Genomic DNA, 15,519 nt, shown 5'->3' on the forward strand with positions numbered 1-15,519 from the left:
CGTCCCCCTTCCCTGAGGTGACCTCGCTTGCGGGACTATCTCACAAGATCACAGGTAGGACTACGGATTCTTTGATTCGGGACAACATGTAGACCCGTGTGCTCTATGGTGGCGGACAGTGACTCGGCGAACACGCTTCCCCGGGAGGGAACATGACGCTGCCCGCCATCCGCTCGTACCGCCTGACCGCGCCCAACGCGCCCGATACGCCGCGGCTCGCCCGCGACCATGTCGCGTACGTCCTGCTGGGCAACCGGCTGCTGGGGCTCGCCGATACCGCGCGGCTGCTGGTCAGTGAGGTGGTGACCAACGTCTACGAGCACACGGCCACTTCCGTCGTCGCCGTCGAGACCACCATCCGGCCGGGTCAGGTGCTGGTCGCCGTGCACGACGCGTCGCCCCGGGGGATTCCGCCGCGCCGGGCGCTGCCCGAGGGCGAGGAGGAGTGCGGACGCGGGCTGTCGCTCGTGGAGTTGTTGGCCCGCTCCTGGGGCGTGACGCAGCTCGGGTACCCGGAGCCGGTCGGCAAGTCGGTGTGGTTCGAGCTGCGGGACGCCTGATGGAGGACGCGACGCTGGGGCTGATCGGTCTCGCCACCCTCCTCGGCGGGACGGTCGGCGCCGTCGGTATCGCCGTGGCCGTCACGCCCCGCCCGCCGCGCGGTTGTCTGCCGCCGCCGCTGGAGCGTCCGGGGACCGTGTACACCTGCCACTGCTGGCTCTACCCGGTGCGGGTCGGCGTGCTCACCGAGGACGGGAACCCGGATTGTCAGACCCCGGTCGTAGGGTCCTGAGCATGAACGAAGAAGTGCGACTGGTGTCCTGGAGCGATGGGGACTTCTGGGTGCTGGAGGCGTGCAACACCCCGGCCATGACCGCCGATCTGGGCGGTCCGGAGAGCGACGAGAAGCTGGCCGACCGGCATCAGCGGTACGTGAACATGACCGGTCCCGGACAGGTGTACCGGGTGGAGCTGGCGGCGACCGGGGAGACCGTCGGCACCATCGGGTACTGGGAGCACCACAAGGACGACGGCGAGACCGAGTGGGAGACGGGCTGGGCCGTACTGCCCGCGTTCCAGGGGCGGGGGCTGGCAGCGGCGGCGGCCCGGGCCGTCATCGACGTGGTTCGGGCCGCCGGGGGGCCGCACCGCACGCTGCACGCCTACCCGCGCGTGACACACGGCGCGTCCAACGCAGTGTGCCGCAAGGCGGGGTTCCAGCTCGCCGGGGAGGTGACCTTCGAGTACCCGAAGGGGCACTGGGAGACCTCCCACGACTGGTGGGTCGACGTGAGCGCCACGGCGCGGCCCGCCGCCGCTACGCCGTGACCCTGCGGACCACCGCCAGGAGATAGTCCTTCCTGTTGAGCGGGTTGTGGTCCGTGCGTTCCCGGTGCGGTGGCGGTCCCTGGACGGGCCGGTGGTGGTCGAAGTCCGCCTCCAGGGACGCCTCGCCCCGGGTCAGTCCGGGAAGTTGCTGTTCCAGGCGGTGCACGGCCGCCGCCGGGATCGCGCCCTCCAGTACGCATCCGGTGTGCTGCGTGCGCGGGTTGTCCGGCACCGCACGCAGCCGGGCCAGGACCGACATGACGGGGCCGAGCGTGTCGGCCGGCAGGTCCAGGCGGAAGCGGTGCATCGGTTCGTGAACCCGCGTTCCGGCCCGGCGCAGCGCCGCCATCAGCACCAGCGGGGTGAGGTGCCGGAAGTCCGCGCCCGTACTCGACATGCTCTTGTCGAAGATCGCGTGCGCGTGGCTCTGGCGCGGGGAGTACCCGGAGTGCGTCATGGTGACGACCACGTCGGGGATCTCCCACCCGTACAGGCCCTCCCGCAGGGTGGACCGTACGGTGTCCTCCACCGCCGCCATGAAGGCGTAGGGCATGGAGCCGAGTTCGACGCCGAGCCGGTACGTCACCCCGCTGCCCACGGGTGCCGGCTCCACGCGCAGGCCGACCGTGGCCAGGAACGGGTTGCCGTCCTTCTTGTTGAACTCGACGGCCTCACCCGTTCCCGTGAGGCGTTCCACGTGGATCGTGGTCGTCTCGCGGAAGGTCGCCGCCACTCCGTACTCGTGCGCCAGGGTGGCCTGGATGACCTCTTTCTGCACCTCGCCGTACAGCGACACGGCGATCTCGCGGCGCAGGTCGTCCTGGCGCAGGTTGATCAGCGGGTCCTGTTCGGCGAGCTGGGCGAGTGCGGCGTGCAGCGTGCCCTTGTCGCCGGGGCGGCACGGCTCGACCACCGTCTCCAGGGTGGGGGCGGGGAAGTGGCTACCGGCGGCGCCCGCCGGGACGGTGCCGATGGGGTCGCCGACGCGTACCCCGCTCAGGCCCCACAGCTTCGCGATCTGCCCGGCCGTCACGGACGCGCGGCGGATGTCCGTGCCGCGTTCGCGGTCGAAGACGCCGATCGCCGTCACCTTCTCCTCGGGGCCGCCGGGCAGCCGGTCGCGGACGGCCAGGGTGCCCGCGAACAGCCGCGCGTACGCGATCCGTTCCCCCGCCGGGCCGCGTTCGACCTTGAAGACCCGGCCCGAGACGGGCGCCCCGGGGTCGCCCGCGCTCGCCGGGAGGAACTCCCGGATGCCGCTGAGCAGCGCATCCGTGCCCTCCCCGGTGATGGCCGAGCCCTGGTACACCGGGTGGACGAGGGCGCGGCCGGTCTGGGCGGCGAGCGCGGCGCGCAGCAGGGCGCGCGGGAGGGGCCCGTCCGCGTCGAGGTAGGCGGCGAGGAGGTCGTCGTCCCGCTCGGTGAGGAGCTCGGCCAGTTCGTCGTCCGGTGCGGTGGGCGCGACGACGGCCGGGGTGAGCCGGGTACGCAGTTCGTCCAGGACGGCTTGCGGCCGGGCGCCGGAGCGGTCGGTCTTGTTGATGAAGACGAGGGTGGGGATGCGCAGCCGGCGCAGGGTGCGCATCAGGACGCGGGTCTGCGCCTGGACGCCCTCCACGGCAGAGACGACGAGCACCGCGCCGTCGAGCACGCCGAGGACCCGTTCCACCTCGGCGATGAAGTCCGGGTGTCCGGGGGTGTCGATGAGGTTGACCGTGGTGTCCTCGTCGAGGGCGAAGGCGACCACCGCGGATCTGATGGTGATGCCGCGCTGCCGTTCGAGCGACATCGAGTCGGTCTGGGTGTTGCCGTCATCGACGCTGCCGATCGCGTCGATGACTCCGGCGGCGTACAGCAGCCGCTCGGTCAGGCTGGTCTTTCCGGCGTCAACATGGGCGAGGATTCCCAGGTTCACCATACGCACTGAGCGTCATGTCCTCCGTGTAGGCGGTGATGAGCTGCGGGGGCGTACGCGTTGTCCTCATGGTGATCTCCTCGCGTGGTGAGGGGTTGATGTGCCGGTGCAGAAGTGCAGCAGAGGCCCGCCGGGCGGGCAACCGGTTTATGGGCGGGCGCGGAGCAGCTTGACGCCGGTCCGGAGCAGGTCGGCGAGCATGATGTACGTCCAGATCTTGCCCGCGCCGTAGATCCAGCCGGGCGTGCCGTCGTCCGGGGTGCCGCCGTTGAGGGTGGTGAGCAGGTCCTCGGTGAACAGGTCCTGGATCCAGGACAGGTCCAGGGTGAGGAAGACGAGCTGGGCGGCGGTGAACAGGGCGAGGTGGCCGCCCAGGGCGCGGGCGGAGGGCGGCGGATTCGGGGCGGGTGACGGCTCGGGCTCCGCCTCCGGCGCGGGCTTCGCCTCCCGCTCCGGCTCGGGTGCGGCGTCCGGCGCCGGTACGGGTGCCGGTACGGGTGCCGGTACGGGTGCTGGCTCCGGTACGGGTGCGGGCGCGGGTGGCGGGGTGTCCGCGACGCCCATGCGGCGCACGGCGGCCGGGGAGATCACCGCCCCGGACAGCAGGATCGCCGCCGCGACGAGACAGCAGGCCGTCCAGCTGGCCCGCTCGTACAGCACGCCGGCCGCGAGCGCGCCGAGCAGGGCACCGAACAGCCCGGCCGACTCGTACACCCCCATGCCGCGACCGACGCGCGCCCCGGACGCCTCGGCGATGACCGCCTGCTGGATGGGCATGACGGCGGCCCAGGACAGGCCGCTGAGGATCCACAGGGCGGCAATGACGTACGGGTTGGGCGCCCAGGCCAGTCCGGTGGCGAAGGCCGTTCCGGACAGCGAGGCGGCCACGAGGACGCGGGCGCGGCCGAACCGCACCACGTACGTGTGCATGCGTTCGGCGGCCAGGCTCATGGCGATGGCGCCGGGGAGGAAGACGAAGGCGATGCTCATGACGTCCAGCCCGAACTCGCGCTGGAGCAGGAACAGCAGGAGCAGCGACAGGGCGGCCTCGGCGGTGGTGGTGAGTGCGACGGCCAGCAGCATGGGGCGCAGCCGGCGGCTGACGGCGCGGATGCCGCCGTGGGCCGCGTCCGTCTCCCCGGGCGCGGTCGGCGGGCCGCCGGGGGCGCGCAGCAGCAGGACGGCCGCTGTCGCGCAGGCCGCCGCGCACAGCAGGAAGACGCCGGTGTAGTCGATCCTGACGAGCAGCACGAAGCCGGTGACGAAGGCGACCCAGGAGCCGGTCTCCTGGGCGGAGAACAGGCGGGGGAAGACGGCGGAGTCGGCGGCGAGGCGTTCGCTGACGATGGCGCTGACCGCGACCCACAGCAGGGCGCCGCCGATGCCGCCGAGCGCGGCGGCGAGGTAGGCGGGGGCGGGGCCGGTGGCGAGGGCGTAGCCGGTGGCCGAGGCGGCGTACAGCAGGGCGCCGGCGGCGGCGACGCGGCGGCGGTCGCGGGTGTCGGCGAGGACGCCGGCGAACGGGCGGGCGACGAGCGAGAACAGCATCTCGACGGCGAGCAGGACGCCGACCTCGGTGGCGCCGAGGCCGAGGGCGGCACCGGCCCACAGGGGCAGGAGGAAGTCGAGGAGTTCGGCGGGTCCGCTGGTGAGGGTGGCGGCGAGCAGGGTGAGGCGTTCGCGGCGGGGTCCGCGCGGGTGGTCCGCCGCCTCCGTTCCGGTGTCGGTGGTCATGGCTGCCGTCCCCGCCCCCTGTCGCGTCCTCGTCCCGTCCCCACGGGATACGCCGAACGTCGTTCGATGATATTACGCCGAACGATAGCCTGAGTGTCGAGATGAGTGCGAAGGACAATCAGCGGCGCATCCTCGGGCTGCTCTGGAACGACCCCGCCACCGCGCCGCGCGGTGCGCGCGGGCCCGAGCGCGGGCTGACGCTGGACCAGATCGTGGCCGCCGCCATCGAGGTGGCCGAGGCGGAGGGCCTGGCCGCGCTGTCCATGCGGCGGGTCGCGGCCGAGGTGGGCGTGGGGACGGCCTCCCTGTACACCTACCTGCGCGGCAAGGCGGAGCTGGAGGCGCTCATGCTGGACGCGGTCGCCCTCGGCCCGACGCTGCCGCACGAGTGGCCCGGCGACTGGCGGGCGAAGCTGGAGGCGTGGGCCCTGGACGACTGGGAGGCGATCCGCCGCCACCCCTGGACCCTGCACCTGCACGGCGCCGACCGGGTGCCGGGACCCAACCAGCTGCGCTGGCTCGACTCCATGCTGCGGATCTTCGAGGGCACCGGGCTGACGGAGGCGGAGAAGCTGGCCGCGATCGAGTCGCTGGACGCGTACAGCCGGGGCCTGGGGCTGCTGCGGGCGGAGATCGAGCAGCCTGCCGAGAAGGAGGCGCAGGCGTACGACGTGGCCGACCGCAACGCGGGGCTGCGGGAGCTGGTCGACTTCTCCGCCTACCCCGCCCTGCGCACCGCGATCCTGGCCGGCGCCGCCCCGTACTCCGGCGACCCGTTCCCCTTCGGCCTGCGCCTGCTCCTGGACGGCATCGAAACCCTGATCGCCGCCCGCCGCGCCGCGCCGCCCGGGGACGTGTGAGGGCGGGCCGGACACGGCATCGATCAGCGCGGGCCGGTGGGCACCTCGGTGCGGAAGAAGAGGACGGCCATCCCGGTCGGCGGCGCCGCAAAAGCGGTGCTGATCCGGTCCCTCAGCCCGTACCGCCCACCAGTGCCTCGCCGAGCGGGGTGCGGCGGTAGAGCACGGACCGTCCGGACCGGGCGCGGACGAGCAGTCCCGCGCCTCGCAGGATGGCGAGGTGGTCTCCCACCGCGCCGGTTGTCATGGCGAGACTTCGGGCGAGGTGGCTGGTACTGGCCGGGGCGTCCAGCGCCAACAGCAGCCGGGCTCGGGACCGGCCGATCAGCGCGGTCAGCGTGTCCGGCCGGGGGACGGTCTCCTGTTCGCCCCACAGGGCGGCGGTGCCGCGGGCACGGTAGACCAAGGTCCTGGGCCAGGGCCAGGGGTCTGACAGGTGGGCGGCGATATTCGCGACGAAGACCGAAGGGATCAGCAGGAGTCCGTCGCCGGTGAGGTGGACCGGTTCGACGTGGGCGAAGTGGCCGATCTCGATACCGCCGGCTTGCCAGGTGATGCTCGGGTGCAGGCTCTCGATGGTCGTGACCCATCCGTGTTCGCCGATCGCCCCCACCCGGTGCACGACGTCGCGCTCACAGATCGCGCGCAGTTGCGGCCAGTCCGCGGCGAGCAGCTCGTGCCAGGCCCGGTCCATCGCCTCGGCGATCCTGGAGACGGCGTCCGGCGAGTCCAGCACCGCGCGTACGCGGGGGTCACGGGCGGACGGGCCGGTCGCGTGGGTGGTGATCTCGTGGCGGGCCGCTTCCAGCGGTGTGGCCCGGATCGTGGCCAGGTCCTCTGCCCAGGTCTGGTTGAGGCCGCGAGGGGGCGGAGCGACGAAGCTCGGTCCGGATCGCGGGTTGTGCAGGGCGAGGGCGGCGTTCAGTTCGCTCTCACGGCGAAGCCGTTCAAAGGCCGGGAGGAGCCGGGTGGCCCAGGCTCGCGGCAGCGGTCTGTCCTGGCCGGCGAGTGAGCGCAGCAGCAGGCAGAGGTCCAGCGCGGGCGACAGCGCGAAGCGGCTGCGCAGCAGGTCCTCGACGGAGACTTCGAAGCGGAGCACCGCGCCATGCTACCGAGGGACATCTGTTCCGATTCGTCCAGCGACGAATCATTGGTGAGTGACGTGGGAGCACGGTGAGGCTGGGCGTCATGACCTCAACCGCCGGGCCCACGCGGGGGGAGCAGCGCGCCTCCACCCCACGTCTCTCCGACAGAGAGTCATTCCCACGCGTTCCTTGTGCAAGGAGTCCTGAGCCTCGGTCCTGCCGGCCGTCGCGGATCACGTACGGGATCTTCAGACCACGAACAGCCCATGAAAGGTTCATGCCGCATGATCGATGAATTCGCGAAGGACGACAGCGAGCCCCAGGAGCTTGTCATGTCCGTCAGGCTGGTCTCGCCCTCCGAGGTGGGTGTGGATTCGCCGAAGGTCAACGACTACAACAGCTTCGCCGAGGCATACGCGGCCGTGAACGAAACCAACCTGGTGAATGCCTACTACGAGCGTCCGGCGATGCTGGCCCTCGTCGGGGAGGCGGCCGGGCGGCGGATCCTCGACGCCGGCTGCGGATCGGGGCTGCTGTATGCCGCGCTGCGCGACCGCGGTGCCCTGATGAGTGGCTTCGATGCGAGCGCCGAGATGCTGGAGCTGGCCCGGCGGCGGCTCGGCGACGGTGCGGACCTGCGGGTGACGGACCTGGGCGGCCCGCTTCCCTACCCTGATGACGCGTTCGACGATGTCGTCGCGTCCCTGGTGCTGCACTACCTGGAGGACTGGGGGCCCGCTCTGGCCGAGCTGCGGCGTGTCCTCAAGCCCGGCGGCCGGCTGATCGCTTCCGTCGACCATCCCTTTGCCGTCCACCTCATGCACCGCGAGGTCGGCCGGGAGGCCGAGTGCGACTACTTCGACACCACCAACTGGACCACGGAGTGGACCATAGGCAGCCAGACCGCCCTGGTGAGTCGCTGGCACAGGCCGCTGCACGCGACGATCGAGGCGTTCACCGGGGCCGGTTTCCGGATCGAGGTCATCAGCGAGCCGGATCCTGATCCCGCCGCCCACGAACGGTTTCCCGAGGCCATGGCGGCCATGCCGCGCTTCCTGTCCTTCCTGTTCTTCGTCCTGCGGTCCGAGTAGCGACCGGATCAACGAGTCCCTGCGGAACGGTCAGCCGTCCTCGTCGTCGGCCGCCGCTCCGCAGGGACTCGCGCTGCCGGTCCTCCGCCAGCTCGACCGGGCAGACCTCCAGGGACCGGCGGAGAGAAAGGGAGGGTAAGTGGTCAGACATGGCTCTTGCACCTTTCCTTTGCTTTCACATCGAGTCGGTAGGGGACGTGGGGGTATGTGACGGGCCCGGATGGGCACTTCTTCCGCTGTGCCGCCCGTAACGGGGGACGGCATCCACAGCGGAAGAAAGCAGTGAGCACATGCGCAACAGCTGTACGAAGGTGCTGATGGCGGTCGCCGCCGGTCTCCTCCTCACCGGCGCCTCCGTCGGGCCCGCCGTCGCCGCGCCGCAGAGCGCGCAGGCCGCCCCCGCGGCGGCCACGATGGCCACCGGCAACATCACGACCTGGATCCAGGGCAACGTCCGCAAGGGCGCCTCCACCAGCTACAACATCGCCTACACCGTCAAGGCCAACCAGCAGCTCATGGGCGTGTGCTGGCTGACCGGCGGAACGGTGGACGCCAACGGGATCAGCCACAACAAGTGGGTGAAGCTCTCGGACGGCAACTACATCTGGGGCGGCCTGCTGAAGGGGAACGAGACGGGCGGGATCTCCACCAAGTGCTGAGCCCCCAGACGCTCCGACCGGGAAACGGGGGCAGGCGCGCCCTCGATCAGGTGAATGCGGGGAAAAGTCCACTCCGGGCGGTCTGATCGGTTCTGACGCTCCGCGTCGCTCCATCCGTTTTCCGTACTGGAGAGAACATGCGTATTCGTACCACCATCGCCGCCACCGCCCTGGCGGCGGCCGGTGTCCTCGGTTCCGCCGGTGTCGCATCCGCCGACGCCGAGGCCTTCGGCGTCGCGTCCCACTCCCCGGGCGTGCTGTCCGGCAACGTCGTCCAGATCCCGGTCGAGCTGGGCGTGAACCTCTGTGGCAACACGATCAACGTCATCGGGCTGCTGAACCCGGCGTTCGGCAACGTCTGCGTCATCGACTGACGTTCTGCCCCACGCATGCGGCCGCCCGCACCCTCACGGGTGCGGGCGGCCGTTCGTGCGGACGGGCTACGCGACCAGCTGCCGCGTCGCCTTCCCCTGGCGCGCCTTGCGGATCCGGTTCACCGTGGTCAGGGCGATGGCCGCCGCCAGCAGCGTGTACAGCGTCACCGCGATGCCGCTGTCGAACAGGATCCCGACACTGCCCTCGCTGACCGCGAGCGCCCGACGCAGCTCCGTCTCGGCCAGCGGGCCCAGGATGACGGCGATCAGCACCGGCGCCAGCGGCAGCTCGTAGCGCCGCATCATGAAGCCCAGCAGGCCGATGCCCAGCAGCAGCATCAGGTCGAACGCCGACGCCGAGGTGGCGTAGATGCCCAGGCCGCAGAAGACCGTGATGCCCGCGTACAGGTAGTGGCGCGGCACCAGCAGCAGCTTGGCCCACATCGGGGCGAACGGCAGGTTGATGATCAGCAGCACGATCATGCCGATGAACAGCGAGGCCAGCAGCGTCCACACCAGCTCGGTGTTCCGCTCGAACAGCAGCGGGCCCGGCTGCATCCCGTACTGCTGGAACGCGGCCAGCATGATCGCGGCCGTCGCCGACGTCGGCAGGCCGAGCGCCAGCAGCGCGCCCATCGCCGAACCGGCGGTCGCGTTGCCCGCCGCCTCGGGGCCGGCCACACCCTGGATGGCTCCCTTGCCGAACATCTGCTTCTTGCGCCGCTTGTCGAGCTTCTTCTCCGTCGCGTACGACAGGAAGGTGGGGACCTCGGAGCCGCCGACCGGGATCACACCGAACGGCACACCGAAGCCCGCGCCGCGCAGCCACGCCGGCCAGGCCAGCTTCACATCGCCGCGGCTCAGCCACGGACGCCCGGTGAAGGCCACCCGCGCCGTGGGCGGGTCGCGGTGGATGCGGGAGGCCACGAACAGCACCTCGCCCAGGGCCAGCAGACCGACCGTGATGACCACGATCGACACCCCGTCGAACAGCGGCGGCAGATCCATCGTGAAGCGCGAGGCCCCGGAGGAACCGTCAATGCCGATCAGCGCCAGCGACAGGCCGATGACCAGGGAGATCGAGCCCTTGATGACGGAGTCGGCGACCACTGTCGCCGTGGCCGCGAAGGCGAAGACGGCCAGCGCGAAGTACTCGGCCGGGCCGAAGAGCCCGGCGAGGTCGGCCAGGCGCGGGGCGAAGAACACCACCAGGGTGGTGGCGATGATGCCGCCGATGAACGCGCCGATGGCGGAGGTGGCCAGTGCCTGTGGCGCGCGCCCGGCCTTGGCCATCTTGTGGCCCTCGATGGTGGTGGCGATGGCCGAGCTGTTGCCGGGTGTGTTGAGCAGGATGCCGGTCGTCGAGTCGCCGAACAGGCCACCGTAGTAGACGCCGGCGAACATGATGAACGCGCCGGTCGGGTCCAGGCTGAAGGTCACCGGCAGCAGCAGCGCCACCGCCATCGCCGAGCCCAGGCCCGGCAGCACGCCGACGGCCGTGCCGAGCATGGCGCCGACGACGACCCACAGCAGGTTCATCGGGGTGAACGCCCCGGCGAACCCGTCGAGGAGATGCGATATCGGGTCCATCACAGCACCCCTCCCAGAATGCCGGCGGGCAGGTTGAGGCCGAGCCCGGCGGAGAAGGCGAGCTGAACGATGGCGGAGAAGGCGAGCGACAGGCTCATGTCGAACAGCGGGCGCTTGCCGTCGAGGGCGTAGGCCACTCCGAAGAAGAGGAGGGCGGCGGAGAGCAGCCAGCCGACCGGTTCGAGGGCGACGGTGAACAGCACGAAGGTGCCGATGATGATGCCGACGCTGCGCCAGTCGGTGTGGGTGCGGTGCTGCGGCGTCGTGGTGCCGGACCGCTGTGCGGGTGCGGGCGCGGGCGCGTCGGTGTGCGCGGCGGCCTCGGTGTCACGGGCCTCGGTGGCCGCGGCCCCGGTTCCGGTCGCGGCCTCGTCCCCGGGCGCCTCCGCGCCCGGCGGCAGCGGCGGCGCGCTCGGGTGGCGGATGACCTTCCAGGCGAGGACGGCGGTCAGCAGATAGGCCAGACCCGTGACGATCCACGGGAAGAACTGCGGCCCGGGCGAGCCCGCGGTGGGGGGCACGGTCATGGTGACCGTGCCGTGGGTGAGGAAGACGGCGAGCGCCAGCAGCACGGCCACCACGATGAATTCGCTGCGGCCCTTCCAGAAGGACGGTGTGTCCGGCGCGGCGGACGCCGGTGTCCCGGTTCTCTCGGTCGTGGTGGTCACAGTCCCAGCTCCTCCACGATCTCATCGATGCGGGCGGTCTCGGTGGTGAGGAACTCCTCGAACTCCTCGCCCACCATGAAGGTGTTCTTCCAGCGGTTGCGGCTCACCGCGTCCATCCACTGCTCGGAGGCGGCCATCTCGGTGACGATGTCCCGCAGTTCCTGGGCCTCCTCCTCGCTCAGGCCGGGGGGAGCCACCACGCCGCGCCAGTTGGGCAGTGCCACCTGCACGCCCTGCTCGATGAAGGTCGGCACGTCGATGCCGTCGATCGGTTCCTCGGCGGACAGGCCCAGGGCGCGGAAGCGGCCGGTCTGGATCTGGTCGGAGAAGTCGTTGTAGCCGCTGATGCCGGCGTGCACGGTGTGGGAGAGCAGCGCGGTGGTGACCTCGCCGCCGCCGGAGTAGGCGAGGTAGTTGAGCTGCCCGGGGTCGATACCGGACTCGCGGGCGAGCAGCCCGGCCAGCAGGTGGTCGGAGCCGCCGAGCGAGCCGCCGCCGATGGTGGTGCCGCCGGGGTTCTGCCGCCACGCTTCCAGCAGGTCCTCGATCGTCTGGAACGGCGAGTCGGAGGGCACCACGACGACGAGGTAGTCGTCGGCGAGCCGGGCGATGGGGGTCACGTCGCTCATGGCGTAATCGGAGCCGGTGACGTTGATGGCGCCCAGCATGACGGTGCCGGTGACCATCAGCAGCGACTCGTCGCCCTCGCGGCCCACGGTCTGGCTGAGGCCGATGGTGCCACCGGCGCCCGGCACGTTGACCACCTGGACGTTGTTCACGACGCCGGAGGAGCGCATCGCCTGCTGCGATTCGCGGGCCGCGAGGTCCCAGCCGCCGCCGGGGGCGGCCGGGGCCATCAGCGTGAGGTTGGTACGGGCGCTGCCGCCGCCGGCGTGGGAGGAGGCGTCGACGACGGCCAGGGCGACCAGGGCGAGCACGACGACCCCGTACAGGCCGGCGAACACCGGCCGCCGGGGGCGCCGGATGCCCAGTCGGCCCTGCCACACCTCCCTCGCGGCGCTGCGCGGGTGGTGTTCCGGATTACTCATGTGCACCTCAGACAGTTCAACGCATCGCGCCGCTGTCCCACAGTCCCGTTCGTGGGGGCGGCGTAAGCGGTCATGCTGCCTGCCAGGTCAGCCCCTGTCTGCGGTCTCGGGGGTTAGGTCAGTTAGTGAGGGTTTTGGTCTTTGTGTTAGGCGGCTCGGGGTCGGGGTCCGTGTTCAGGGAGTCGATCAGGGCGTCACGTTCCGCACTGGGTTCGGGGCGCAGCAGCCCGACGACGGTGTACAGGACGAGGGAGGTGGCCAGCGGCAGGCCGACGATCGCGGACTCGCTCGCGCCGTCCACGACGTAGCGCACGACGTACCAGACGCCGAGGCCGCCCGCCCACGAGACGATGGCGGCGGTGGGCCCGACCCGGCGGAACCAGGGCAGCAGGCCGAGCATGAGCGGGATGGAGATGGGCCCCATGGTGGCGGCCACCAGTTGGACGACGGTGTCCAGGACGAATCCCTCGCCGCCGGTGGTGATGGCGATGGTCATGCTGAGGGTCACGAACAGCACGGTGGTGACGCGGGCCATCACCAGCTGGGCCGCCGCGCCCAGTTGCTTGACGCGGGGTACGAGGACGGGGGCGATGTCGCGGGTGATGACGGCGGTGATGACGTTGCAGTCGGAGCCGACCATCGCCATGGTGTGGGAGAAGAACCCGGCGAGCATGAGGCCGATGAGTCCGGCCGGGAGGAGTTCGACGGCGAGCGCGACGTAGGACTCCTCGCCGTTGGTGAGGCCGGGCACGATGAGCGGGGCGGCGAACATCGGCAGGAAGAGGACGAAGGGCCACACCAGCCACAGGGCGCTGGAGAGCAGGGCGGAGCGGCGGGCGGCGGAGCCGGAGGGGGAGGCCATGTACCGCTGGGCCAGGTTCCACATGCCGCCGTTGTACTCGAACGTCTTGACCAGCAGGAACGCCAGGATGAGGGTGGTGGTGACGGGTCCGGCGATGGGGTCGCCGTGGCCGTCGGGGAGGTCGCCCCACATGGCCCAGGGGTAGTCGAAGCCCAGGCGGGCGCCGACGGCGACGAGCATGACGAATCCGGCCACCGCCTGGATGACGAACTGGCCCATGTCGGTGAGGACATCGGCCCAGATGCCGCCGATGGCGACGTACGCCATGGTGCCGATGCCGGCGATGACGATGCCCCAGGTGAGGGGGATGTCGGCGAAGCCCTGGAGGAGGACGGAGATCGCGACCCATTTGGCGGCGATGTCGACGACCTTGAGCGCGGCACCGCTGTAGGCGAGCACCTGCTGGGTGGGCAGGTTGTAGCGGCGGGCGAGGTATTCGAGCGGGGAGTTGACGCCGTGCTTGGCGCGCAGCCGGTTCCAGCGGGGTGCGAAGACGAACGCGCCGATGCCGATGCCGAGTCCGATGGTGAGCGCCCACCACACGTACACGGTGAAGCCGTAGTCGTAGGCGACGGCGGCGAAGGCGACGAACATGACGGCGCTGTAGCCGGACATGTGGTGCGAGATGCCCGAGAGCCACCAGGGGATGCGCCCTCGGGCGGTGAAGAAGTCGGCGACGTCGTGCACGCGCTTCTTGGACCACCAGCCGATGCCGACGATGACGAGGAAGTACGCGGCCACCACGGCCCAGTCCAGAACTGACATAGAGGCGCCCTCATTCACGGATATAAACGCGGGACATTGTCATGAACGGATCGGCGCAACCGTAGTGCCGGATGTGGGCGCTGAAAAGCCCCCGCGGTTCCTGTTGTTGTGCCGGAACCGCGGGGGCTTCCCGCAGGCGGTGTGTCAGTCGCGCGTTCCCCGGTGGAAGAGCGGGATGGCGATGGCGGCCACCGCGGTGTGCATCAGGGCGAGGGTGGCCTTCGTGCCGCCGCTGGCGTCGAGGAACACCAGCGGTAAGAAGGAGGCGGCCAGCACGCTCAGCGCGACGATCGTCCATATCCGCAGGGCGCGGGGGGTCCGGCGCTCCAGGAGCGCCAGCAGGCCCCAGCCGAGCGCGGCGCCGAGCGCGCCGAGGGCGATGGAGCGCGGCCAGGTGATGGTCAGGGGGTCACCGCCGTTGGACGGCATGACGGCCAGTGCGGCGCCGCCCGCGTTGGCGATGATCCAGATCAGGGCGGTGGAGAGGCCGGCCGCCGCCACCGCCAGTGCTCGTGGCTTCCAGGGGCCGGTGCGTGCGGCGGCGGGGGTGGGGGCGGACGCGGGGGTGGGATGGGCGTCGGTCGTCATGTGTCCTCTTCCTCGATGGGTGGAGTGGACCGCGGGCCGGCCGCCGGCCGGGCGGGCGCGCCGGGACCGGGGGTGCGGCGGGGGCGTGGGGCCGGGAGCCGGGGCACGGAGGGGCGGCGGGCGCGCGGCCGGGAACGGGCGGGGCCCGGGGCACCGGCGCGGCGGGGGCCACCGCGATCGTCCGTCACCTAAGGGCTCGGCGGCACGGTCGCGCTCCCGCGCGGGCGAGGGATCGCACGGACGGGCTCGGACATGCGAACGCCTCCTGGGGGTCTCCGCGGCCGGGTGGGACCGTACCATGCCGTCCCGTTCGGCATCATCTATTTCGGAACTATGTGTATGCAGATCAACTCCCCCGGCAATGAACGGAGTTGGTCGCGAAGGCAATCGCTCCGCGCCGAGACTTTCCCGGCCGGTGGCATCTGCCTACGATGGGCGGCGTGAGCGACACCGCACCGGACACCACCTCATCCGGCGCCGACCTGATGTCTCTGCTGTCCTGGAGCGATCGCGCGCTGTCGGCGGAGCTGGCCGCGAACCTGGCCGACCTCGGCATCACCCCCCGGGCCCACCGCGTACTCGCCAAGGCACGCCCGGGCGAACTGACGCAGTCGCAAATCGCCGAGGCCACCGGCCTCGACAAGACCACGATGGTGGTGCTCACCGATCACCTGGAGCGGGAGGGACTGGCCGAACGCACCCCCTCCCCCAGCGACCGGCGCGTCAAGATCCTGGTCCTCACTGACAAGGGGCGCCGGCTGGTGCGCCGCTCCCAGGAGATCGTGGACCGGACGCACCGCGACGTACTCGACTCCCTGTCACCGGAGTTGCGGACCGGCCTGGTGGAGGCCCTCACCCGGCTCACCACCGGCCGGCTGTCCACCTTCGCCCCCTCAGAACAGCCGCCCCGGCGCCGCCCCGTGCGGCCGTGACCCGGCGGGCGTCACCCG

The 15,519-nt window shown here is 71.2% G+C and carries 16 protein-coding genes; 8 read left to right on the plus strand and 8 right to left on the minus strand.

Annotated elements, in window-relative coordinates; translation table 11 throughout:
- The first annotated feature begins 152 nt into the window (after nucleotides 1-152).
- From H7827_RS11715 to H7827_RS11725, 3 genes are read left to right on the plus strand one after another with little or no spacing between them, the layout of a single operon-like run.
- Nucleotides 153-560 (plus strand): ATP-binding protein, encoded by a 408-nt coding sequence (locus tag H7827_RS11715; RefSeq protein ID WP_030729282.1) that lies wholly within the window; start codon nucleotides 153-155, stop codon nucleotides 558-560.
- The gene (locus H7827_RS11720) at nucleotides 560-793 is read left to right on the plus strand and encodes a hypothetical protein (protein ID WP_432744754.1); all 234 of its coding nucleotides are present in this window, start codon (nucleotides 560-562) and stop codon (nucleotides 791-793) included. Before H7827_RS11715 ends, H7827_RS11720 begins: the two co-directional genes overlap by 1 nt.
- Nucleotides 794-795: 2 nt before the next feature.
- On the plus strand, nucleotides 796-1,329 hold the full coding sequence (locus H7827_RS11725; RefSeq protein ID WP_432744756.1) for a GNAT family N-acetyltransferase: 534 nt from the start codon (nucleotides 796-798) through the stop codon (nucleotides 1,327-1,329).
- Here the strand turns inward: H7827_RS11725 and H7827_RS11730 are convergent.
- Both H7827_RS11730 and H7827_RS11735 read right to left on the minus strand, forming a co-directional pair.
- The gene (locus H7827_RS11730) at nucleotides 1,319-3,247 is read right to left on the minus strand and encodes a GTP-binding protein (protein ID WP_432744759.1); all 1,929 of its coding nucleotides are present in this window, start codon (nucleotides 3,245-3,247) and stop codon (nucleotides 1,319-1,321) included. The genes H7827_RS11725 and H7827_RS11730 overlap by 11 nt on opposite strands.
- A gap of 144 nt (nucleotides 3,248-3,391) precedes the next feature.
- Nucleotides 3,392-4,978, minus strand: a complete 1,587-nt coding sequence (locus H7827_RS11735) for an MFS transporter (protein ID WP_432744761.1) — start codon at nucleotides 4,976-4,978, stop codon at nucleotides 3,392-3,394.
- 101 nt (nucleotides 4,979-5,079) lie between these two features.
- Between H7827_RS11735 and H7827_RS11740 the strand changes: the two genes are divergently transcribed.
- Nucleotides 5,080-5,838: a TetR/AcrR family transcriptional regulator C-terminal domain-containing protein gene (locus H7827_RS11740; protein ID WP_432744764.1), complete on the plus strand. Its 759-nt coding sequence runs from the start codon at nucleotides 5,080-5,082 to the stop codon at nucleotides 5,836-5,838.
- Nucleotides 5,839-5,950: 112 nt separating this feature from the next.
- Here H7827_RS11740 and H7827_RS11745 read toward each other — a convergent pair whose 3' ends face one another.
- The gene (locus H7827_RS11745; protein ID WP_386538239.1) at nucleotides 5,951-6,937 is read right to left on the minus strand and encodes an ArsR/SmtB family transcription factor; all 987 of its coding nucleotides are present in this window, start codon (nucleotides 6,935-6,937) and stop codon (nucleotides 5,951-5,953) included.
- 270 nt (nucleotides 6,938-7,207) lie between these two features.
- On the opposite strand from H7827_RS11745, the gene H7827_RS11750 reads away from it, so the two are divergent.
- The 3 genes from H7827_RS11750 to H7827_RS11760 all read left to right on the plus strand — a co-directional run bounded on the left by H7827_RS11750 (nucleotide 7,208) and on the right by H7827_RS11760 (nucleotide 9,047).
- Nucleotides 7,208-8,014 (plus strand): class I SAM-dependent methyltransferase, encoded by an 807-nt coding sequence (locus tag H7827_RS11750; protein ID WP_432744768.1) that lies wholly within the window; start codon nucleotides 7,208-7,210, stop codon nucleotides 8,012-8,014.
- Between the two features lie 290 nt (nucleotides 8,015-8,304).
- Entirely contained in the window at nucleotides 8,305-8,673 is a 369-nt protein-coding gene (locus tag H7827_RS11755) for a hypothetical protein (RefSeq protein ID WP_200365317.1), read from the plus strand.
- 137 nt (nucleotides 8,674-8,810) lie between these two features.
- The gene (locus tag H7827_RS11760; protein ID WP_030729309.1) at nucleotides 8,811-9,047 is read left to right on the plus strand and encodes a chaplin; all 237 of its coding nucleotides are present in this window, start codon (nucleotides 8,811-8,813) and stop codon (nucleotides 9,045-9,047) included.
- A gap of 66 nt (nucleotides 9,048-9,113) precedes the next feature.
- Here H7827_RS11760 and H7827_RS11765 read toward each other — a convergent pair whose 3' ends face one another.
- From H7827_RS11765 to H7827_RS11785, 5 genes are all read right to left on the minus strand, one after another.
- Entirely contained in the window at nucleotides 9,114-10,637 is a 1,524-nt protein-coding gene (locus H7827_RS11765; RefSeq protein ID WP_200365319.1) for a tripartite tricarboxylate transporter permease, read from the minus strand.
- On the minus strand, nucleotides 10,637-11,305 hold the full coding sequence (locus tag H7827_RS11770) for a tripartite tricarboxylate transporter TctB family protein (protein WP_432744772.1): 669 nt from the start codon (nucleotides 11,303-11,305) through the stop codon (nucleotides 10,637-10,639). The genes H7827_RS11765 and H7827_RS11770 overlap by 1 nt, the downstream gene beginning before the upstream one ends.
- A complete protein-coding gene (locus tag H7827_RS11775; RefSeq protein ID WP_432744775.1) occupies nucleotides 11,302-12,354 on the minus strand; it encodes a tripartite tricarboxylate transporter substrate binding protein in 1,053 nt (350 codons plus the stop codon). Before H7827_RS11775 ends, H7827_RS11770 begins: the two co-directional genes overlap by 4 nt.
- Nucleotides 12,355-12,472: 118 nt before the next feature.
- Nucleotides 12,473-13,981: a sodium:solute symporter family protein gene (locus H7827_RS11780; RefSeq protein ID WP_432744778.1), complete on the minus strand. Its 1,509-nt coding sequence runs from the start codon at nucleotides 13,979-13,981 to the stop codon at nucleotides 12,473-12,475.
- A gap of 144 nt (nucleotides 13,982-14,125) precedes the next feature.
- Entirely contained in the window at nucleotides 14,126-14,569 is a 444-nt protein-coding gene (locus H7827_RS11785) for a DUF6069 family protein (RefSeq protein ID WP_432744781.1), read from the minus strand.
- Between the two features lie 440 nt (nucleotides 14,570-15,009).
- Here H7827_RS11785 and H7827_RS11790 point away from each other — a divergent pair, with 440 nt between their 5' ends.
- A complete protein-coding gene (locus H7827_RS11790; RefSeq protein ID WP_030729325.1) occupies nucleotides 15,010-15,501 on the plus strand; it encodes a MarR family winged helix-turn-helix transcriptional regulator in 492 nt (163 codons plus the stop codon).
- Nucleotides 15,502-15,519 lie beyond the last annotated feature (18 nt).

It is taken from the genome of Streptomyces sp. JH002, assembly GCF_050916115.1.
Taxonomy (GTDB): domain Bacteria; phylum Actinomycetota; class Actinomycetes; order Streptomycetales; family Streptomycetaceae; genus Streptomyces; species Streptomyces xiamenensis.